The organism is Burkholderia sp. AU6039 (assembly GCF_002223365.1).
Lineage (GTDB): Bacteria > Pseudomonadota > Gammaproteobacteria > Burkholderiales > Burkholderiaceae > Burkholderia.
On record NZ_NKFK01000003.1, the window covers coordinates 906,687 to 928,679 of the forward strand.

16 protein-coding genes are annotated in these 21,993 nt (G+C 66.6%); 6 read left to right on the forward strand and 10 right to left on the reverse strand.

The features are described 5' to 3' along the window. Positions 1-7: 7 nt before the first annotated feature. The 10 genes from CFB39_RS06945 to CFB39_RS39235 all read right to left on the reverse strand — a co-directional run bounded on the left by CFB39_RS06945 (position 8) and on the right by CFB39_RS39235 (position 12,409). Positions 8-1,588, reverse strand: a complete 1,581-nt coding sequence (locus CFB39_RS06945; protein ID WP_179257648.1) for an FAD/NAD(P)-binding protein — start codon at positions 1,586-1,588, stop codon at positions 8-10. A gap of 32 nt (positions 1,589-1,620) precedes the next feature. After that, positions 1,621-2,829, reverse strand: a complete 1,209-nt coding sequence (locus CFB39_RS06950; protein ID WP_179257649.1) for an acetyl-CoA carboxylase biotin carboxylase subunit family protein — start codon at positions 2,827-2,829, stop codon at positions 1,621-1,623. Between the two features lie 91 nt (positions 2,830-2,920). Continuing rightward, the gene (locus CFB39_RS06955; protein ID WP_179257650.1) at positions 2,921-4,126 is read right to left on the reverse strand and encodes an ATP-grasp domain-containing protein; all 1,206 of its coding nucleotides are present in this window, start codon (positions 4,124-4,126) and stop codon (positions 2,921-2,923) included. A 9-nt stretch (positions 4,127-4,135) separates the two neighbouring features. Further along, positions 4,136-4,474: a hypothetical protein gene (locus tag CFB39_RS06960; protein WP_089472539.1), complete on the reverse strand. Its 339-nt coding sequence runs from the start codon at positions 4,472-4,474 to the stop codon at positions 4,136-4,138. Next, entirely contained in the window at positions 4,471-5,223 is a 753-nt protein-coding gene (locus tag CFB39_RS06965; RefSeq protein ID WP_089472540.1) for an AzlC family ABC transporter permease, read from the reverse strand. The genes CFB39_RS06960 and CFB39_RS06965 overlap by 4 nt, the downstream gene beginning before the upstream one ends. Continuing rightward, positions 5,220-6,470 carry a TIM barrel protein gene (locus tag CFB39_RS06970; RefSeq protein ID WP_089472541.1) on the reverse strand — a complete coding sequence of 417 codons (1,251 nt, stop codon included), beginning with the start codon at positions 6,468-6,470 and terminating at the stop codon, positions 5,220-5,222. The genes CFB39_RS06965 and CFB39_RS06970 overlap by 4 nt, the downstream gene beginning before the upstream one ends. Positions 6,471-6,483: 13 nt before the next feature. Continuing rightward, the gene (locus CFB39_RS06975; protein WP_089472542.1) at positions 6,484-7,839 is read right to left on the reverse strand and encodes a hypothetical protein; all 1,356 of its coding nucleotides are present in this window, start codon (positions 7,837-7,839) and stop codon (positions 6,484-6,486) included. Positions 7,840-8,829: 990 nt separating this feature from the next. After that, positions 8,830-10,647, reverse strand: coding sequence for a glutamine--fructose-6-phosphate transaminase (isomerizing) (glmS, locus tag CFB39_RS06980; RefSeq protein WP_089472543.1), 1,818 nt, complete (start codon positions 10,645-10,647; stop codon positions 8,830-8,832). A 48-nt stretch (positions 10,648-10,695) separates the two neighbouring features. Further along, positions 10,696-11,784, reverse strand: coding sequence for a hypothetical protein (locus CFB39_RS06985; RefSeq protein ID WP_089472544.1), 1,089 nt, complete (start codon positions 11,782-11,784; stop codon positions 10,696-10,698). A 439-nt stretch (positions 11,785-12,223) separates the two neighbouring features. Next, a complete protein-coding gene (locus CFB39_RS39235) occupies positions 12,224-12,409 on the reverse strand; it encodes a hypothetical protein (protein ID WP_144030238.1) in 186 nt (61 codons plus the stop codon). 694 nt (positions 12,410-13,103) lie between these two features. Here CFB39_RS39235 and wecB point away from each other — a divergent pair. The 6 genes from wecB to CFB39_RS07015 all read left to right on the forward strand — a co-directional run bounded on the left by wecB (position 13,104) and on the right by CFB39_RS07015 (position 21,925). Continuing rightward, positions 13,104-14,321, forward strand: a complete 1,218-nt coding sequence (gene wecB / locus CFB39_RS06990; RefSeq protein WP_089472545.1) for a non-hydrolyzing UDP-N-acetylglucosamine 2-epimerase — start codon at positions 13,104-13,106, stop codon at positions 14,319-14,321. A gap of 915 nt (positions 14,322-15,236) precedes the next feature. Next, positions 15,237-15,698 carry a (2Fe-2S)-binding protein gene (locus CFB39_RS06995; RefSeq protein ID WP_089472546.1) on the forward strand — a complete coding sequence of 154 codons (462 nt, stop codon included), beginning with the start codon at positions 15,237-15,239 and terminating at the stop codon, positions 15,696-15,698. Next, positions 15,695-18,019: a xanthine dehydrogenase family protein molybdopterin-binding subunit gene (locus tag CFB39_RS07000; RefSeq protein WP_089472547.1), complete on the forward strand. Its 2,325-nt coding sequence runs from the start codon at positions 15,695-15,697 to the stop codon at positions 18,017-18,019. Before CFB39_RS06995 ends, CFB39_RS07000 begins: the two co-directional genes overlap by 4 nt. Positions 18,020-18,091: 72 nt before the next feature. Further along, positions 18,092-18,859, forward strand: coding sequence for a class II aldolase/adducin family protein (locus CFB39_RS07005; RefSeq protein WP_089472548.1), 768 nt, complete (start codon positions 18,092-18,094; stop codon positions 18,857-18,859). 107 nt (positions 18,860-18,966) lie between these two features. Further along, entirely contained in the window at positions 18,967-20,796 is a 1,830-nt protein-coding gene (locus tag CFB39_RS07010) for an acyl-CoA dehydrogenase (protein WP_089472549.1), read from the forward strand. Between the two features lie 148 nt (positions 20,797-20,944). After that, the gene (locus CFB39_RS07015) at positions 20,945-21,925 is read left to right on the forward strand and encodes an NADPH:quinone oxidoreductase family protein (RefSeq protein WP_089472550.1); all 981 of its coding nucleotides are present in this window, start codon (positions 20,945-20,947) and stop codon (positions 21,923-21,925) included. Positions 21,926-21,993 lie beyond the last annotated feature (68 nt).

The window sequence follows — 21,993 nt, forward strand, 5'->3', positions numbered from 1 at the left end:
TGCAGGCTCACAACGCGACATTTTGCGCGCCGTTGCTGCAGGCGTTTGTGGCACGGGACGAAGGTGCCGCAGCGGACGCGAGATCCGCCAGCAGCAGATCCGCAACGCGGGCAGCGTGAGCTGCGTTCAGCACGAGGTTACTGGTGAGCAAGAACACACCTTGCGTGCTGTTCCCGATCGCGAATAATCGGTGCGCGCTTCCGTGAGCGCCGATCAGGCGGTTGGTATGCGGATCGACGTCGATGCCGCCGAAAGGGTGACGACGCGCGAGCCCCCCGGCGATCAGGCTCGGATAGAGCGGCCCGGCCGACGCGTCCGGGCCGCCCACCAGACCGGTGCAATTCACGAGCACCGGCACGCGCAGATCCGGGGCCTGCGTCGGCCCCCCCGTTCCGAAGCGCAGCACGAAGGCCTCGCCGTCGTGAGTCACCTCCTTCAGGGGCCAGAGATTGGTGACGCGGCCGGCCCGCAGCAGTTCTGCCACCTTGCGGCCGTTCTCGAGCGGTATGGAGACACGGTAGCCCATGTACGCGCCGTAGGCGCCGCGCATGAGGCGGCGGCGGTCGTCGTCGGGCAGGGCGTTCCAAAAATCCGCGACGAAGTCGTTGAAGGGAATCAGGGCGTCTTGCCAGGGCTTGCGTACGTTGGCTTCGCGCTCCTCGACGCAGGCTAGAAAGGCCTGCGTGGGCGAGAGTTCGGGCCGCGTGATGCTGCGCACCGGCAGGCGTCTGCCCTCGGCACGCGCCATCTCGCGCAACATCAGGCGCATGAGGCGCACCAGCGAGACCGATCCGGGACCGGCGTGGCGTGCGTATCGAGCGACCTCCAGCGTCGCCGGCGCCAACACATGATTGCCGTTACCGCCGCCCACCATGGGCAACTGACCGGTGCGCGAGGCCAGGAAGACGGGCCCGCGATGCCCCTGGTCCGTCAGCGCGATGGCCGTGTCCACCGCGCTCAGGCGGCTGCCCAGCAACGCGACCGGCGCGTCGGCACCGATGCGCCGCGAGAGCCCTTCGTTCGGATAAGGCAGGGCGACGTAGCCTTCCTGCCCCTCGAAGCGCCGGAACGCCGATGACGGCCCGTTGCCGGTGGCAAGCACCACGCTGCGCGCGACGAAGCTGGCGCCGTTCGATACGGTGACCCGGTATGATCCGGATTCCTCATCGATATCGATGACCGTGCCGCGCTCCTTGCGCACGCGCCAGCCCAGCGCCGCCAGTGCCGCCAACGTACGGCGCACGCGGCTGACCAGGTAGTCCCCGAACAGGGGACGCGGGGCATAGCCGTCCGCCTCGAGCGGCACGTTGGCGTGCTGGGGCTCGAGGCGTCCCGCAGCGCGCTCCTCGGCGAACCAGCGGAAGAACTCGCCGAGATCGTCGGCGCGCACCGAGATGGCGGCGTTCGCGCGATTGAGAAGGTTGTTGTTCGCGTCGCGGCCATAGGCGATGCCGCGCCCCGGCTCTTCCGCCGGATCGACGATGACCACGCTGCCGATGAAGCCGCCGGCGTCGACTTCCAGCCTCGCGAGGAAGGACGCCCCGACCGCGCCGCAGCCGACGAGCGCAATGTCGCAGGGTTCACGCATCCCGTCCTCCGACCTGCTGTCCGTCGTGCGCATCACGAGCGCCAGATCGTGCGTTGCGCGTGCCAGTCGACAAGCTTGTCCCAGCGCGACGTGACTTCACCGACGGTGTCCGCGTGGTAGACGAAGCTCGCAACCTCGGCGTTGGTCATCGCCGGGCCGTTGTACGCGCGCCCGGGTTGACCGTAGGCCGTGTATTTGACGACCCAGGGAATATCGCAGTCCTTGGGAATGGCCTCCAGCACGGCGGGCTGCGGCGGCAAGAGGATGCGGGCGGCCAGCCGCTCGCGCAGTGCGGGCCGCCACGCTTCGGCATATCCGGGCAGGCAGCAGCAGCGCACGTATTCCATCTTCAGGTCGACGCCGGTGGCCGCCATGATCTCGTCATTGATCGCGCCACCGCCGATGCGCGCGGCAATCTCGCACAGCATCAATCCCTCGTGCCTGTCCTGCAGCAACTGCGCATGGAACATCATGGTCGGCGCCGACGGCAGGGCGCGTCCGACCAGATGCGTGACGAACTCTTCCACCGCGAGCCGTTCGGCATCGTCCGCGGGCAGCGAATACGTGCCGACGGCCTGGCCTTTCATGAAGTCCAGCGTGGTGTTGATGTACTTGGCGACCTGCATGAACGCGGGCTCGCCGCGCAGCACGAGACCGTCGATGCGGAACATCGGGCCGTCGCAGAAGGTCTCCACGAACAGTTGCGGGCGGAAATCCGTCGCGGCGATCGCACCGGACGCGAGGTAGGCCTCGAGCTCCTCCTCGGTGCGCAGGACGCCAACCTGCGCCGAACCACGGCCCGAAATCGGGCGCACGATGACGGGCAGTCCGTTGGCCCGCACGAAGTGCAGCAGGTCGAAGGCGCTTTCCACGCGGGCGAACCGCGGCGTGCCGAGGCCCGCCGCGCGTGCGCGTTCCTTCATCAGCAGCTTGTCGCGGAAGATCCACGCATTCGCTTCGGAGTGCCCCGGGATGCCGCAGCGTTCGCGAATGCGCGCGGTGCGCAGCACGTCGACCTCCGACAGCGAGACCACGTTGCGCAGCGGCGTGGCCGCGTGGATCTCGTGCGCTCGCTTCTCCGGCAGATCGTTGTGCTCGTAATTGCAGAAGGTGTGGACGCGGGAAAACGCGCCGTCCACGTGGGTCTCGATGCGCTGACGCGCGTCGTCGGTGTCCGCACCGGTGAAGAGGATGGCATCGGGGCCGACCGATCGCCGCCACTCCGCAGCGGGGGTAGACATCAGTACCTTGGGCGTAACGAAAAGAAGATTTCTCATAGCGGAAGCCGCAGCGGCAAGGCCCGGCGCAAAGGGGGTTGTCGAGGCCGGCAAGTCAGGCTGCGGTGGTGTCGAGGACGACTCGCAGCCGATCGCGACTATTCTCTGCAGCGGTGGCCGCTTCACCAGGCGTCGTGCCAACGGCCAGGCAATAACCCAGTCGCTGACTGGAACTCGCGGCCGGCGCGACGCGGCTGCCCGTCTTGGCGTCGAGATGCACGGCGCGCACGCCCGGCACCGCCGCGGCGTGCTCGATGTTGTCGATACCCTTGACCGTGCCGGCGCCGGGGCTCAAGAGGAAGCGGATCGCCGCGGCCGGTGCCTGTCGCGGCAGGGGCTCGATGGCGCGCCCGCACAGGCGCGCCAGGGTTTCGCGATAGACGTTGCGGCCCGTCACGATCTGCACGAGCTCCCAGATCTGGTCGCCGCCTGGACGCGTCTGCGTCTCGATGGCCTTCGGCCCGCGCGGCGTGAGCCGGAACTCGGAATGGCAGGGCCCGTTGCGATGGGCGATTGCGGTCAGCACATCGATCGCCGCAGCACCGAGGGCTTCGAGATCGTGCACGCCGCGCGAGGCCGGGATCACGTGCCCGAGTTCGACGAAGTTCGGCGCGCCCGTGGTCAGCTTCTCCGTCACCGCCAGCACCTCATGCACGCCGTCCGCGCTGATGGTTTCGACGCTGAACTCCGGGCCTTCGACGTATTCCTCGACGATGATGGCGCCGCCCTTCGCGCCGGTGGCGTGCCGCCAGGCGGCCTCGAGCTCGGAAGCGTCGCGCACGAGACCGACACCGCGGCTCCCGCTCGCGCCCACCGGCTTGACGATAATCGGCTCGCCAATCTCCGCGAGGAAGGCCCGTGCGTCGTCCAGGTCAGCGCAGCGGCGGTAGCGCACGCCGTTGCAGCCAGCGGCGGCAAGAGCGTCGCGCGTCGCGGCCTTGTCGCACGCGGTGCGGATGGCCGCGGGCGGATTCCAGCACACGCCGAGCGCTTCGCCGACGGCCGCCGCCGCGAGGAGCCAGGGTTCCTGGAAGGTAATGACGCTCGCATAAGGCCTGCGCGCATGCTCGCGGCGGGCGAAGTCGGCGATGTGCGAGACGTCGTCGTGCTCGGCGAGGAAGACTTCGATTGCAGCAGCGCGCTGGCGCTCGGTCAGGCCTTTCTCGCTTTGTATCAGGTCGGCGCGGCAACCGAGTTCGGTCAGCCACTCGACGCTTGAGTCGCGGCCGCCGAGGATAAGGATCTTGTCGTCTTCAGTCATGAGGAGCATTCAGGGAAAATAGGTTCGGACGGCTACGAAGGCGAGCGCGAGCGCCGGCGCAAGCAGCAGCCCGTCGTAGAAGCGGGAGATCACGAGGTACAGGGCGATGACGCTGACCAGGGCTGCCTCGCGGTGCCAGCCGCCCGAGAGCGGCGAGATGCCGCCCGGGAGCAGCAGGCCGACCACCATCGAGGCAATGCAGCAAGCCAGGAAGGCGCGGTTGAAGCGATCCATGGTCGGCGAGATCTCTCCGGTCATGCGACGCCTCGCAAGCAGCGGGAGCAGGCGCAGCGCCAGCGTGAGGCCGCCGGTAACCGCGATCACGGACCAGATGGCAAGGTGTGTCATGGCTTTTGCGAATGCGCCTGACGCCGAGGGAGGCCCAAGACGTCGACGATGCGCGGCGAGACCGCGAACAGCCAGGACAGCACGAACACCATCAGCAGCGTGCCGAAGGCCGGGTTCAGCGTCTTGGACAACGGGGTCAGCACCGCGCAGGCGATCGCCACGGTCACGAAGCCCGGGCCGCCCCCGGCGTTGAAGATGCGGCCCACGAGCAGCATCGCGACCATCACGTCGAGGCCATCGACCCACACCGGCGTCGCCAGGCCGCCGAGTGCGTTGCCCACGGCCGTCGACAGCACTGCAGCGACATACAGCAGCACGCAGGACACTGCGAGCTCAAGCTCCTCGCGCCACGCGTCCTCCTCCGCCTCGCTATCGCGCTGGTGCAGCTTGAAGCGCGTGAACGACAGGCCGCTCAGCATCGCGCACCAGATCGCCATGCGCCGCGCCGGCACCGTGCGCAGGCTGCTGACCACGGTGAAGGCCATGAACAGCAGGCGCAGGTTGATGATCACGACGGCCGCGCTCACCGCGCCGATGCCGACGCCAGACTTGAGCATGTCGATCATCACGAGCTGTGCGGGCGCCGCGAACACGAATGCCGTCATGGCGACGGCGTCGGGCAGGTTGAAGCCCGCGCTGCGCGCAGCCGCCCCCACCGTCATGAACGATACGACGATGGAGCCGAGCAGCGGCAGCGTAGGCGCGGCCGCCGCACGCAAGGCAGCGAGATCGAGGCGCGCGCGCGTCATTGGGCGGGCAGTTCCTGGGCGCTGTTGGATGCCGCGGCGTCGGTCCACGATTCGCCGCTCACCTCGTCGTGCGCCGATGTCAGGGAGCGGCCGGCGCACGGGCCCTTGACGCAGTGGCCCGATGCGTCGAAGAGGGCACCGTGGACGCTGCAGACAAGGTAGCCGTTTTCGGTGCAGAGCGGCGACATCGAGTCCAGGCGGGCACCCGTGTGCGGGCAGGAGTTGACAAAGGTCGTCGTGCCGGCATGGCCGATGACGACGATGGTGCTGCCACCCGGCGCCGCGCCGATCGCGACGGTCCGAACGTCGCCCTCACGCAGGGAAGTCCCGCCGGGCGTGGTGGAAGGGCCGGTGACGTCGCGTGCCCGGTCATGACCCTCGAAGCGGGCGCGGTAGTCGATGGCCTTGTCCAGAAAGCGCTGGAAGTCGCAGTTGCGCACGAACTCCTCGACGATCGCTCCGCCCTCATAGCCCGCAGCGCCGAGACGGTGCAGGACTTCGTCGAGCGGGAAGTCGCCGTCGCCGATCGGTACGTGGGCATGGTTGCGCCCCTTCATGTCGGCGATGTGGACGTTGGCGACGTAGGGCGCAATCTGCGTCAACGCGTCGAGGAAGTCGGCCTCGCTGTCGTAGCGTGAGCGCAGATGGATCACGTCCAGGGTCACGCGAGCGCCCGTGGCCTGACACATGGCGATCTGTTCCTCGACCGAGTGGACGATGTAGGAAGGGCGTTCGTCGCCCATGTTCTCGAGACTGATCTGCACGCCGCGCGACTCGGCGTAGCGCACCGCCTTCACCAACGATTCGTGCAAGTGGCGGTTGAAGATTTCGCGTTCCTGGCCTTCGTGGTAACCCGGGTGGCAGGTCACGATGCGCGCACCGATGTCGGCGCCGAAGTCAACGGCGCGCGAGAGCAGGGTGATCGAACGCGCGCGCTCGTCGGCGCTGGGCGACGCAAGGTTCGTGGCCTCCCCGAACCAGGGCGCGTGCACGCTCAGGCGCACGCCGGTGCGTTGCGCGGTTTCGCGCAGGGAGGCGACGAGTGCGTCGTAACGCTCGCGGCCGCATTCGAGGACGGCGGGCTGGGCGTCTTCCGATATCTCGATCTCCACGGCGCCGAAACGTTCGGACAGGAAGGCGACCGCGGTGGCAACATCGGCCGGAGCGAGCGCCGTGTTGGTCGGATGGTTCAGGACGTTGGTGGAAAAGCCAATCGTCGGCAGGCGGGGCGTGGTTGCGGGTTGCATGGGGGAGTCCCTCTCAACAATCGGATGCACATTCGATGGGGTGGTCGCCGGATGGGCGCGGCGCAGCGCGGGTCGCCGAGGTAAGCTCCGGCTCGCAGAACGAATAGCCCACGGCCGCGAACTGGCCGAGGTATTCGCGCACGTCGGCACGGATGCGGTCGGGCGATTCGTCCGTCCTGCCCGCGCGTCGGATCAGGTCCGCGAGCGGCTTGATGTCGCGGGCCCGCACGTTGCGACGCGTGAGTTCCTGGATGCCGATGCGGATCAATTCGCCGGCGCGATCGGTCCGCGCGTTGACAGACAGGCCGCACGCGCGCAAGCGCGCACAGAACTCGTAGGCACGCCCGCCCTCGAAGCCGCCGATCAACAGCATGTGCGACGCCGTGGCCGCGCCGTCAGCGCGCCGACGCACCGCGAAACCCGTCGCGCTGAGGGCATCGGCCAGCGCGAGCGCGTTGGTCACGACCTGGCGCGCATACGCCCTGGCGTGCACTTCCATCTCGAGCAGCGTCACGTACAGCGCGAGCGCGTGATGCGTGTGCTGGCTGGAGATGACGTAGTCGCACATCGTCTCGCCGATTCGCCGGCCCACGGCCTCGCGTGCCGCGAGGATCATGCCTTTCTGCGGGCCGGGGAATGTCTTGTGCGTGTTGCCCTGGAGGACGTCGGCGCCTTCGCCGATCGGATCCTGGAACTGACCGCCCGCGATGAGGCCGAGCGTATGCGATGCGTCGTAGCTGATGCGCACGTCGCTGCGCACGGCCGCGCGCAAAGCGGCGACGGGCTGAGGGAAACGAGGTGCGCTGTGGTCGATCAGCACGAGCGAGCCGTCGGGCAGGGCCTCGACCTGGCGCGCCGCGGCCTCGGCGTCGATTATGTCGCGCGCCTTGTCCCACGCGAGGTATGCCGAGCGGCGGCCGAGCGCGGTAACGAGGCCGCGCGTTGCGAAATGTCCGTTGTGTGCGGGATCGATCGACAGCACCACGGCGCCGGGCCGCGACAGCGACAGCAGCGTCGCCAGCGTCGCATGCAGCCCGGAGAGGGGGCGCAATTCGACGGCCTCGACTCCGTACATCGCACGTGCTGCCGCGACCGCCCGCTGCTCGAGCGCCGTCACGGCGGGAAGGCCATCAAGCATGAGGCCGCCCTTGACGAAATCGCGGCCCTGCTCGCCGCGCTCGTCGGCCTGGCCGAGGAGATATCGGTGCGAGAGCAGGCTGGCCTGTACCGCACAGGCGAGATCCGACATGCGGTTCTCGTTGGCGGTGAGGGGAATGCAGTCGTCGACGCGACGCTCCTCGTGTGAAAGATTCTCTAGCAAGCCGCGCAATGCAGGCGGGGCCGCGGGTGCGAGTCTTAGTGTCAGCATGGCGTAGTCAAACTCCAGGCGGCCGGATCAATGTCGGCAAGATCGGCATTCGCTCGGGAAGCTGTGGGGATTTGTGGTGAGATCGGCGATGCAACGCCGGATTTCAAAATGTGCACCGTGAGTTGTGTTCGAACGTCACGTATGTCCAATGGATAAATCAACATCACGTGGATATGCCAACTCCACTACTCGGAAAGCACCCGCTGGCTTATTCATCGGCATCTCCTTACCCGCCCTGACATCGGCGGAACTCGAAACGACGGATATCGACCCTTCGGAATAGTGCTGAGGGCAATTTGACCGGGTTCGGCAATAACTACCTCGACGGTTATCTGAACGTAACCGACTTATCAATTGCTTGGTGCTGATTTTCGGGAATCGAACGGCAAAAGCATTTCATGCCCGTGTCACCTTCAATACATCTTTTCTTTCAAATAGTTTTCAATTTCCGAGAGAAGTGACGCCGAAATCTCCTGACGAAATTGTGAGCAAAGTATATGTAAATTTTTAAGCGATACAACCGGGAATCAAGGGGTTTTTATTAAAACTTTCGACTAGAAAATTTCGTTGACCGGAAAATTTGAGCATGTTAAATCGCGGCCGTGATTTTGGATTGGCTTCCCAATATTTGGAAATCTCTTTTTGCTGTTTATTAACTTCGATAGATGCATTGGGTGAAACAAATGAGTTAATTTATTAACTCATGATGATTGGATGGATTCAGGGAATGGACCATTCCGAACTGCCGAGAAATTGAGATGGCTCTTGGACACGCTTGCCAGGTCATCAGCGTTGATTCCTGGCTGTACATCTTGCTGGGTTGTGTCGAGCGCGTGTCTCGATGATGGTTTGTCGGGATGGCGATCAATCTCGATCCGGATCCCGGACCGCGGCCGCTTAAGCCGTAGGTCACACGTTCGAATCGTGTAGGGCGGGCCAGCTTGATTCCTCAAGGACCTTCACCAGTCCGCCTCGGTTACGCAGCCCCCGTCACTCAACCGTCACCGATTTCGCCAGATTCCTCGGCTTGTCGATATCCGCGCCACGCAGACACGCCGCGTGATACGCAAGCAGCTGCAACGGCACCACATGCAGGATCGGCGACAACAACCCGTAATAATCCGGCATCCGCAGCACCGACACGCCTTCGCTGTTGTCGATCCGCGTATCGGCATCGGCGAACACGTAAAGCTGCCCGCCGCGCGCCCGCACTTCCTGCATGTTCGACTTCAGCTTCTCGAGCAACGCGTCGTTCGGCGCGATCGTGGCAACAGGCATCGTGTGCGTCACGAGCGCGAGCGGCCCATGCTTCAACTCGCCCGCGGGATACGCCTCCGCGTGGATATACGAAATCTCCTTCAGCTTCAGCGCGCCTTCGAGCGCGATCGGATAGTGCAGCCCGCGCCCGAGAAACAGCGCATTCTCGTGTTGCGAGAATTCCTCCGCCCAGCGCTCGATCTGCGGTTCGAGCCCGAGCACATCCTCGAGCGCACCGGGCAGCCGCCGCAATTGCATCGTGTAGCGCGCGAGCTGCGCATCGTCGACGTAGCCCCGCAGCCGGCCGAGCGTGACCGCGAGAATGAACAGCGCAACGAGTTGCGTCGTGAACGCCTTGGTCGACGCGACGCCGATTTCCGGGCCGGCCCGCGTCAGGAAGCGCAGGCCGGTCTGCCGCATCATCGCGCTGGTCGGCACGTTGCAGATCGCCAATGTGTCGATATGGCCCAACGCCTGTGCGTACTTGAGCGCGGCGAGCGTGTCGGCGGTCTCGCCGGATTGCGACACGCTCACCACCAGCGTGTTCGGCATCGCGAGTGCGTCGCTGTAACGGTATTCGCTCGCGATCTCGACCTGCGCGGGCACACGCGCGATCGTTTCGAGCCAGCGGCGCGCGGTCAGGCCGGAATAGTGGCTCGTGCCGCACGCGAGAATCAGCACGTTGTCGATCTGCTCGAACGCCCGCGCGGCGTCGGGGCCGAATACAGCCGGATCGAACAGCCCCGCGTCCGGGATGGTCGCGGCCACGGCCTCCGGTTGCTCGAAAATCTCCTTCTGCATGAAATGCCGGTACGGCCCGAGTTCGACCGCGGCCTGCGCGGAGGAAATGGTTTGTACCGCGCGCTCGACCGGTACGCCGCCACGATCGAGTACGCGCACGCCGCCCGGCGTCAGTTCGACGATGTCGCCTTCCTCGAGAAAGATGAAGCGGTCGGTGATGCCGGCGAGCGCGAGTGCGTCGGAGGCGAGAAAGCATTCGCCGTCCTTCAAGCCGACGACGAGCGGTGAGCCGACCTTCGCGCCGATCAGCCGTTGCGGCTCATGCTTGCTGAACACGGCGATCGCGTAGGCGCCGTGAAGCTGCGATGTCGCCGCGCGCACGGCGGCGAGCAGGTCGCCGCGATACTGGCTGTGGATCAGGTGCGCGACGACCTCGGTGTCGGTCTGGCCGTCGAATTCGTAGTGCGCGTCTGAAAGTTGCCTGCGCAACGTTTCGTGGTTTTCGATGATGCCGTTGTGCACGAGCGCGATTTCGTCGCGCGAGAAGATCGGATGCGCGTTGCAGGTTGCCGGTGCGCCATGCGTCGCCCAGCGCGTGTGCGCGATGCCGGTGCTGCCGGTCAGGCCGGCGGTGCGCACGTGCGCGTCGAGATCGGCGACACGCGACACACTGCGTTCGCGGCGCGCCTGGCCGTTCACGACCGTCGCCACGCCGCATGAATCGTAGCCGCGATACTCGAGGCGACGCAAACCTTCAATCAGAATCGGGACGATGTCCCGTTGCGCGACCGCGCCGACGATGCCACACATGACACGTCTCCTCCCTGTTAGTCCTCATGGACCGCGCACGCCGTTGCGTCAGCGCGATGCGGTGGCCGTTGCCGCTGCCGTCGTGAATCCGCATCGAGCGGGGATGACGGGCGCGGCCATCCGGCTTTCGAATGCCAGATAAAGCGACTCCTCCAGTACGTTCCAGTGCGCGCCGTGCCGGTATGGGGCCGATCGCGCTTGCCAGCAGGCGACGGTGCCCCAATCGTTCATCTTGAGCGCAACCAGCGCGATCAAGCTCCACGGATAATCGGTGTTGGCGAGTTGCGGCCAGCTCTTGCCGTGCTTCCGCATCCACTGCGCGTAGAACGTCTCGCCGGATTGTTCGGGTACCTGAATACCGGATAGGAGCGGGAGGATCTGCGCGATCTTCGCCGGATAAAAACTCGTATCGCTGACCTGCTGCGTGCTCGCACGAAACCCCGATCCGCTGCCGCGCCAGAAGACTCTCAGGATCGCGGATGCCAGCTGGTCGGCACGCTGGCTCCACGGTCCCGCATGCGTGTAGTCGGCGCGTCGGACGTAGTACGCCGCGAGGGCCTGGAACGCGCTGTGGATTTCGACGTTGTCCATCAGCAACGCGACATGCAGCGACGACGAGATCTGATAGACGCCGGAGGCCTTGTCGAGCAGCGTGTCCAGGTGCAAACCGGCGCGGTTCAGGCTGAGTTCCCACGCGGCGGGCAAGCCGTCGGGCGGCGCGAAGCGAGCGAGCAGTTCGATCCAGGTCGCGATCATCGCGTCGTCGGTTTCCGCGTCGGCGCATGCGCGGTAGCGGCCATTCTTCACGCAGTAACGATCGAAGCTGCCATCCGGGCGCTGGCGCGGCAGCAGCCATGCGATCCACGCGAGTGCCGCCGGACGGGCATCGAGTTGCGCGTCGGACGCGGCGAGCAGCGCCTTCGCCGCGAAATACGGGTCGATGCCGACGCCGTTCAGGCGCACGGTGATCGCACCGTCGGCGCGTTGGTACAGCCCGTCGAGGCGAAGTTCGGCGGCGCTTGCGTGCAGCGCGAAGCCGCACGCAGCGATACAGCAGGCGACGTGCCACAGGCGACACAGTGCGACGGTGGCCGCTACGCGCGAGCGTATGGTCGGGCAAAGCGCGGGCCGGTTCATGGTCTTGGGCTCCTGCGCGGCGGTCCTGTGCAATCGTCGCCGGGCGCGGCGTTGGCCGCGTCGCGCCTGGCGTGCGTGTCGACGTTGTGGCTCGGGCCGCCGTAGTGCGGGTGAACCCGAGGCTGGTACCGATGTTTGCGTTCACGGGCCGGCTCCTGGCTTCGACGCCGGAACCAGGCTCGTGGATCGCGCGTACTTCAACGGGGCGCGTCGGCGCGTTCGGATCGCTGGAGCACTCGTTCGCTCCACGCGGACGCGTCGCGTTTCCCTCCTGTTTCGTTACCTGGGTGCCCCGGTTCGTCCGCTGCCGGGCGAGTGTTTCGGGGCACACCTGTCCGTCATTAAGCAAGGCGTGAGCCATCGGCCGGGATGCCACGCGCGGCAAGGGGCGGGGATGGAGGGTGGGCGCCTGGCGCGAACGACGGCGATGATTTTTGATTCAACGAAGAATCAGCGTGCGCACCCGCCGAATGCCCGCACTTGATCGGCGTCGAGGCATGGACGTGTCGTGCGTGGAGCGAATCGTCTGCCGAACCTGCGCCGCCTTGGCAGTGCGATGCCGCGCGGTGATGCGCATCGCGTCGTGCGTGACGTGTGCATCGGCTGGCGTGCCGGTGTGCTTCATGAGCGCGCGTGGGTTAGATGGGCCGGACGCCGATGCAACGACCCCGTTCCGGACCCGCGTTACACATTCGCAACATTTCCCGCCCCGTCGATTCGTGCGACGTGAATGACGTTGCGTGTCGGGTTGAACCATCGAGGATGACCACCGCCAGGCGATCGATCTTGCCGCCGTCTGCACAGACAAAAGTGGCGGATCAAGGAAGCGCAACGCGCTTCGACAGATGCGAGCGATTCGATGCGCAATGGATGCTCGACATGCGTTCGAGATTCGTCGGACGACGTCGTCGAAGGGACCGTGCGACTGCCCCGGTGTTTGCGTGTATCGCGCCTGATTGGCGCGGCGACACGCGTAGCAGTTGTGAAACATTCCGTCGCGCACTGCAGGTGCGCGGTGCATGCAGCGTGAACCGGATACGGTCGCAGGGCGGCTGGTTTGAATATTGCTGTAGAGGAAAAGACGTGAAGAACCGACGCCTGGCCAAACGAGGAACGACTCATGACGTGACTGATCAAGTGCAACGGGACGCCGGTAGTACGAGGATTCGCGTGGCGTGGACCGCGCGAACCGGGCGGCGCGCTCGCTCCGCGACACCGCAACGTGTCGACCGCGTGCGAGTACGGGAGGCGCCGCCTGAATACATGCTTCGCGCCACGAGCAGGGTCATTCAGCGCGAAATGGCTCAACGAGGATAACGATGAAAAAGATTTTGCTTGTGTTCGGGACTCGGCCGGAGGCCATCAAGATGGCACCGCTGGTGCGTGCGTTGAAGGCACAAGCCGGTGTCGACGCCAGGGTATGCGTAACCGCGCAGCACCGCGAAATGCTCGATCAGGTGCTGACGCTGTTCGACATCAAGCCCGACTACGATCTCAACGTGATGCGTCAAAGTCAGACACTGACCGACGTGACGACGGGCATTCTGCAGGCAATCGGCATCGTGTTCGACGAATTGCGTCCCGACGTCGTGCTGGTACACGGCGATACGACGACCACGCTGGCGGTCAGTCTCGCGGCGTTCTACCGCTATCTGCCGGTCGGGCACGTGGAGGCCGGCCTGCGCAGTGGTGACATCTGGTCGCCGTGGCCGGAGGAGCTGAACCGCCGTGTGACCGACGCAGTGTCGTCGTGGCATTTCGCACCGACCGGGCAAGCACGCGACAACCTGCTCAGCGAGGGCGTACCGGGTGGGGCGGTCGTGCTGACCGGCAATACCGTGATCGATGCATTGCACGAGGTGAAGCGCATGCTCGATCACACCACGGCGTTGTCGGAAAAGGTTGCGGGACAGTTTCCGTTTCTCGAACCGTCGCGGCGCGTCGTGTTGATCACCGGGCATCGTCGCGAAAGTTTCGGCGAGCCGTTCCAGAATTTCTGCGATGCGCTGTGCACGCTCGCGAACCGTTATCCCGACGCGCAGTTCGTCTATCCGCTGCACATGAATCCGAACGTGCGGGAGCCGGCGCGTGCACGGCTCGGCCACCTGCCGAACATTTACCTGATCGAGCCGCAGGAATATCTGTCGTTCGTATTCCTGATGTCGCGCGCGCATTTCATCATCACCGATTCGGGCGGCATTCAGGAGGAAGGGCCCGCGCTGGGCAAGCCGGTGCTGGTCACGCGCGAGACGACGGAGCGGCCCGAGGCGATCCAGGCCGGCACCGCGCGGCTCGTCGGCACCGATCACGAACGGATCGTGTGGGAGGCGTCACGGTTGTTCGATAGCGACAGCGCGTACGGGGAGATGGCGCGCGCGAGCAATCCGTACGGCGACGGTCATGCGAGCGAGCGGATCGTTCACGCGCTGATGCGCAATCCGGGGGCACCCACGAAGGCGACGAGCTTTTCGATGGGGTCGTCGGAGATGCCGTTCAATGCGCTCACACTCGGGTTGCAGGCGTTGCGATCGCCGTGAGCGTGGTGCGTGCCCGCATGCCGTACGAGCGAGGTGCCCGGCAATCACTTGAGCGCCGATCGAGGCCACGCAGGTCGGGAATCGTACCGGGTCACCCGGCGCGGCATCGTTCCCGGCCCGCGTCGGTAATCCATTGAAGCTCGTGCAATCGGCTTGAAGCATTGGCGCTCGATGTCGGCGCCATGTGGCGCACGCGAGCTTCGTTCGCGATTCATCCGCCAAGACGGCGTGATCGAGAAAATTGCGCTCGGTTCGCACGGTGACCTGAAGCTGGCTGCGATCACGATCTATCGCGGCAGGGATCGCAAGAAGGCCGTTGCGGAAGTGGTCCGGATATCACGAAGCACAGCTGCGAACGGTCGGCGCGTGGGTTCTCGCGCTAGCGTTGCCCCCCTCATCGCTCGCCGGAACAGGCGCGTCAGTCGATTCCACTCGCATGACAAACGTCATGCGTCATCGATTCCCTTTCAACATCTCCCGGTTTGTCTCTCGCCCGTGCCGTTATGCACCGACGACGCAAAACTGCCGCACATCAGTTAGAGTTGGAGCCCGGGCGATTCCGCATACGATTCTGGCTCCCCGGGCAATGTCGAAGCCGCCGGGGGCCGGACGTGGCACGCAAGTGCTGCGATCCGAGTCGCCATTTCTGGCAGTTCCGACATGATCGCGTTGCCTGAGTGACGGTTTGCATGGGGCAGAATCCGGGCTGGTGCGTGCCCGCTATCCATCCGGCTCGCATGCCCGATGGCCATCCCCAGCCAGCCGCACCGATCACCACGCATTGACCGCCGGTCCTGCCGGCGGAGCAGTCCACAAGACGGCATCGGGCCGGCGCAGCAGGACGCACCCGCCGCCGTTCGAATCCCCACCCGGCACCCGTGGTGCGATGCGGGCGCCTCGACCAGGAGGTGAACGATGATCACGCTGACCGTCAACGGTAGCGAGCAGCACTTCGACGGCAATCCCGACATGCCGTTGCTCTGGTATCTGCGCGATGTCCTCGGCGACACCGGCACCAAGTTCGGCTGCGGTATGGCGCTGTGCGGCGCATGCACCGTGCACCTCGACGGCGTTGCGATCCGCTCGTGCATCACCCCGGTCGCGGCCGCTTCCGGCAAGCGCGTGACGACGATCGAGGGACTGTCGACGGACGTCAATCATCCGCTGCAGCAGGCCTGGCAGGAACTGAACGTCGCGCAGTGCGGCTACTGCCAGTCCGGGCAGATCATGCAGGCCGCGTCGCTGCTGAAGACGAATCCCCATCCGACCGACGCCGACATCGACGATGCGATGTCCGGCAACATCTGCCGCTGCGGCACCTACACGCGCATTCGTGCGGCGATCCGCCTGGCCGTACGCCGCGGAGGTGCCGCATGAGCGCGCCCGAACTCTCCGTCCACAACGAAAGCCGTCGCGCATGGCTGCTCGGCTTCGCATCCGGCGGGCTGCTGCTCGCGTTCGGCGTGCCGTCGCTCGTCCGTGCGGCGACACCGGTGCAGCCACCCGTCAGCGCGAATCCGCAGTATGGCGGCGCCGGGATGCCGCACGGGTTGCGCGACGATCCGCACCTGTTCGTCGCGATCGCGCCGGACGGCACGGTCACCGTGACCTGCATCCGCTCCGAGATGGGGCAGGGCGTGCGCACGAGCGTCGCGCTCGTCGTGGCGGACGAACTGGGCGCCGACTGGGCGCGCGTGAAGGTCGCGCAGGCCGTGGGCGACGAGCCGCGCTACGGCAACCAGAACACCGACGGATCGCGCAGCCTGCGCCAGAGCTTCGCCGCACTGCGTCGCGCGGGTGCGGCCGCGCGCACGATGCTCGAACAGGCGGCAGCCGCGGCGTGGGGCGTCGATGCGCGTCAGGTCAAGGCGACGGTGCATGAGGTCGTCGACACGAAAAGCGGGCGCAAGCTCGGCTTCGGCGAACTGGCGGCGAAGGCGGCCGCGTTGTCAGTGCCGGATCCGGCCACGGTGGCGCTGAAGGCGCCGGCCGAATTCCGCTATATCGGCAAGGGCGAAACGGCGCTGATCGACGGGCGCGACATTGTCGGCGGCCGCGCGCACTACGGGATCGACACGCGGCTCGACGGGATGCTGTATGCGGTCGTCGCGCGACCGCCGGCCTATGGAGACACGGTCGCGTCGTTCGATGCATCGGCGGCGGAGAAGCTGCCGGGTGTCGTCAAGGTCGTGCAGTTGGCGCCCACACCGCTGCCGTCCGGTTTCCAGCCGCTCGGCGGCGTGGCCGTCGTCGCGCGCGATACGTGGACGGCGATCCAGGCGCGCGCGCAACTGAAGATCGACTGGAAGCACGGGCCCAACGCGAACTACGATTCCGCCGCGTATCGCAAGACGCTCGAAGCGGCTGCCGCGCAACCGGGCGACGTGATCCGCAACGACGGCGATGCGGCGGCGGCGCTGGCCGGCGCCGCGAAGCGCGTGCGCGCGACGTACTACATCCCGCATCTCGCGCACGCGACGATGGAGCCGCCCGCGGCCGTCGCGCGCGTGGCCGACGGCCGCTGCGAAGTGTGGACCTGCACGCAGGCGCCGCAGACCACGCGTGACGAGGTCGCGAAGGCGCTCGGGTTGCCGACGGAGCGCGTGACGGTCAACGTGACGCTGCTCGGCGGCGGTTTCGGCCGCAAGTCGAAGCCCGACTACGTGGTGGAGGCGGCGCTGCTGTCGAAGGCGGTCGGCGCACCCGTCAAGCTGACGTTCACGCGCGAGGACGACATCGCGCACGACTATTTCCACGCGGTGTCGCTCGAGGCGTTCGACGGCGGGATCGATGCATCGGGGAAAGTGATCGCGTGGCAGCATCGCACGGTCGCGCCGTCGATCCAGTCGACGTTCAGGGCCGGTGTCGTGCATGAGCAGCCGGGCGAGCTCGCGCAGGGGATCGCGGACCTGCCGTTCGCGATTCCGAACGTGCGGATCGAGAATCCGGCCGCGCAAGCGCACACGCGAATCGGCTGGTTCCGCTCGGTCTACAACATCCCGCATGCGTTCGGCATCCAGAGCTTCGTGTCGGAGCTGGCGCACGCGGCCGGTCGTGACCCGAAGGATTTCCTGCTCGAACTGATCGGGCCCGCGCGGCGATTCGAGCCGCACGTCACGGTGAAGAACACGAACTACGGCGAGGATCCGGCGCTGTATCCGATCGATACCGGCCGGCTGCGGCGCGTGGTCGAGACGGTCGCGCGCGGCGCCGGCTGGGGGCGCAAGCTGCCGAAGGGGCACGGGCTCGGGATCGCCGCGCATCGCAGCTTCGTGTCGTACACGGCGGTGGTGTGCGAGGTGCAGGTCGATGCCGACGGCAAGATCACGGTGCCGCGAGTCGACATCGCGATCGACTGCGGCCCGCAGGTCAATCCGGAGCGGGTACGCTCGCAACTCGAGGGCGCGGTGGTGATGGGGCTCGGCATCGCGCTGCACGGCGAGATCACGTTCAAGGACGGCCATCCGGAGCAGAGCAACTTCAACGGCTTCCAGGTGCTGCGCATGAACGAGGTGCCGCGCGAAATCCGCGTGCATCTCGTCGCGCCGGACGATTTTGCGACGCCGCTCGGCGGCGTGGGCGAGCCGGGCCTGCCGCCCGTCGCGCCGGCGCTGACCAATGCGATCTTCGCGGCGACCGGCACGCGCATCCGCAGCCTGCCGGTTGCCGATCAGCTCGCGAAGCCGCACGCGGGCTGACGCACGATATTCCCCACGCCGGGCCGCATCGTGCGGCCCGGTGCACATCGACCCCTGAGCAAGGAGCGTGACGTGGCCTCTTCCGAAGTCAGTGTGAAGCAGTCGGTTTCCCCCACCGAATGGGACGCGCGAGTCAACCTGGCGGCGGCTTACCGCCTCACCGCGCTGTTCGGCTGGGACGACCTCGTGTTCACCCATATTTCCGCGCGCGTGCCCGGCCCGGAGCACCACTTCCTGATCAACCCGTACGGGATGATGTTCGACGAGATCACGGCATCGTCGCTCGTGAAGGTCGATCTCGACGGACGCAAGGTGTCCGAATCACCTTACGAGATCAACCCGGCCGGCTTCACCATTCACAGCGCGGTGCATGCGGCCCGCGACGACGCGCTGTGCGTGATGCATACGCATTCGATCAACGGCGTCGCCGTGTCGGCGCAGGAAGGGGGTTTGCTGCCGCTGTCGCAGCAGTCGCTCGGCGTGCTGGCGTCGCTCGGGTATCACGACTACGAGGGCATTGCGCTCAACGAGGGCGAGAAGGCGCGCCTCGTGCACGACCTCGGCGCCAACACGAACCTGATGCTGCGCAACCACGGCCTGCTGACCGTCGGCGCGACGCCGGCAGACGCGTTCGTCGCGATGTACTTCTTCGAAGCGGCCTGCATGATCCAGGTCCGCGCGCAGGCGGGCGGTTCGGCGTTGTTGCCGATCGGCCAGCCGATTCTCGACGGCATCAAGCAGCAGATCGCCGCCGTGACGCGCGGGATGGGCGCCGGGGCGCTCGTCTGGCCCGGCTTGCTGCGCCGGCTCGACCGGCGCAATCCCGGTTACGCGGACTAGCGCATCCGTCGTTGTCGTTTTAGAACGACCGTGCTAAATTCCTGCCAGCACTTTCCGTCACGGAATCCTTCATTCGGCTGACGAAGCCGGCCCCGGGAGGCAGCACGATGAGCTTGTTGATGTCGCGACGCGATCTCGCGTTCCTGCTGTATGACTGGCTCGACGCGCAAGCGCTCGTCGCGCTGCCGCGTTACGCCGAGCACAGTCGCGAGACGTTCGACGCGGTGCTCGACACCAGCGAGCGGATCGCCGAAGACCTGTTCGCGCCGCATGCGGCGCGTGGCGATCGCGAGGAACCGCAGTTCGACGGCGAGCGCGTGACGCTGATCCCCGACGTCGAACCGGCCGTGCGCGCGTTCGCGGATGCCGGGCTGATCGCCGCGGGTCACGACGAAGCGCTCGGCGGCATGCGCTTGCCGAAGCTGGTCGAAGCCGCATCGTTCCTGTTCTTCCAGGCCGCGAACATCGCCACGTCCGCCTATCCGTTCCTGACCGCCGCCAACGCGAACCTGCTCGTCGCGCATGGCAGCCCCGCGCAGATCGACGCATTTGCGCGCCCGGAGCTGGAAGGGCGCTATCTCGGCACCATGTGCCTGTCCGAGCCGCAGGCCGGTTCGTCGCTGTCCGACATCGCGACGCGCGCGGATTTCGAGGGCGACTCGCCGCTCGGCCCGCGCTACCGGCTGACCGGCAACAAGATGTGGATCTCGGGTGGCGAACACGAGCTGACGGAGAACATCGTCCACCTCGTGCTCGCGAAGATTCCCGACGAACACGGCCGGCTGCTGCCCGGCACACGCGGCATCTCGCTGTTCATCGTGCCCAAGTACCTGCCGGGCGCCGACGGTGCGGCGCAGGGCGAGCGCAACGACGTGGTGCTCGCGGGGCTGAACCACAAGATGGGTTACCGCGGCACCACCAACTGCCTGCTGAACTTCGGCGAAGGCACGCGCTACCGCCCGGAAGGGCGCGCAGGCGCGATCGGCTATCTGGTCGGCCAGCCGAACCACGGCCTCGCCTACATGTTCCACATGATGAACGAAGCGCGCATCGGTGTCGGCGCGGGCGCGGTGGCGCTCGGCTACACGGGTTACCTGCACGCGCTCGACTATGCGCGCAACCGGCCGCAAGGGCGCCCGCTCGGGCCGGCGGGCAAGGATGCCGCCGCGCCGCAGGCGCCGATCGTCGACCATCCGGACGTGCGGCGCATGCTGCTCGCGCAGAAGGCCTATGTCGAAGGCGGTCTCGCGCTGATCCTGTATTGCGCGAAACTGGTCGATGAAGCACGCGCACACGACGATGCGGACGTGCGCGCTCAATCCACGCGCCTGCTCGACATCCTGACGCCGATCGCGAAAAGCTGGCCGTCGCAGTGGTGTCTCGCGGCGAACGACCTCGCGATCCAGGTGCACGGCGGCTATGGCTACACGCGCGACTATCCGGTCGAACGGCTCTATCGCGACAATCGTCTCAACCCGATCCACGAAGGCACGCACGGCATCCAGGCGCTCGACCTGCTGGGCCGCAAGGTCGCACAGGACGATGGCGCGTTGCTGCACGCGCTCGATGCGCGGATCGGCGCGACTGTCGAACGCGCGCGGACGCTCGATGCCGACCTGCGCGAGCGGGCCGATGCGCTGGCGCGGCGCTGGGCGCGGCTGGTCGACGTCACACGGCAACTCGGCGCGATCGGCGATCCGCAGGCGCGGCTCGCGAACGCGAGCGTCTATCTGGAAGCGTTCGGCCATCTTGTCGTGGCATGGCTGTGGCTCGAGGTGACGCTCGCCGCGCACGGGCACGCCGACGATTTCCACGACGGCAAGCGTGCGGCGGCCCGCTATTTCTTCAACTGGGAATTGCCGAAAGTGGATGCGCAGCTCGATCTGCTCGCGAGCGTCGACACGACGACGCTCGACATGCGCGACACGTGGTTCTGATCATTGCTTCACCGACATTCCGGAATGCAGACGATGTCGCGGATGCCGACTCCATCGGCCGTTGCGGATTCGTTGTGAACCGGCCATGCGGGCGCGCCCCGCGGGATGACTCGATGCGCGGCCACGCCGCACAAGGAGAGAGACGAACATGAAAGCCCTGTTGTGTACCGCATTCGGCCCGATCGACAGCTTGCGCATCGAGGACGTGGCGATTCCCGAGCCGGCCGCGGGCCAGGTCCGGGTTCGGGTGAAGGCCGCGTCGCTCAATTTCCCCGACGCGCTGATCGTCCAGGGGTTGTACCAGGTGAAGCCGGCGCTGCCGTTTTCGCCGGGCGCGGAATTTGCCGGCGTGATCGACGCGGTGGGCGAGGGCGTGACCGCGTGGCAGCCGGGGGATGCGGTGGTCGCGTTCACCGGGCACGGCGGCTTTGCGCAGCAGTGCGTGGCCGACGTGCACCAGCTTGCCGCGCTGCCGCCGGGCATGACATTCGAGCAGGGCGCGGCGCTCGTGCTGGCGTACGGCACGTCGCTGCACGCGTTGCAGCAGCGCGCGCGGCTGCAAGCAGGCGAGACGTTGCTCGTGCTGGGCGCGGCGGGCGGCGTTGGCCTCGCCGCGATCGAGATCGCGAAGGCACTCGGCGCGCGCGTGATCGCGGCGGCGTCGAGCGCGGACAAGCTGGCGCTGTGCCGTGAAGCGGGCGCCGACGAGACGATCGACTATGCGACCGAAGACCTGCGCCGCCGCGTGGACGAATTGACCGGCGGGCGCGGTGCGGACGTCGTCTACGATCCGGTGGGCGGTGCCTACAGCGAAGCGGCGTTGCGCGCGACCGCGTGGCGCGGCCGGTTCCTCGTGGTCGGCTTCGCGGCTGGCGAGATTCCGAAGCTCGCGCTGAACCTGGCACTGCTCAAGGAGCGCGACATTCTGGGCGTGTTCTGGGGCGATGCGGTGCGCCGCGATCCGAAGCAGCATGTCGCGAACATGCGCCTGCTGGCCGAATGGTTCGCGGCCGGCAAGGTACGACCCGCGATCACCGAGCGTGTGTCGCTGGCCGATGCGGCCGATGCGATCGCGCGGATGGCCAACCGGCAGGTGAAGGGCAAGGTGGTGATCCTGCCGGACGCGTGACCGGCTTTCCGCGCGCGGCGTGCCGTGTTCCGGCACACGCCGCGCGGCTGCCGTTCGGCGCTCGCGCG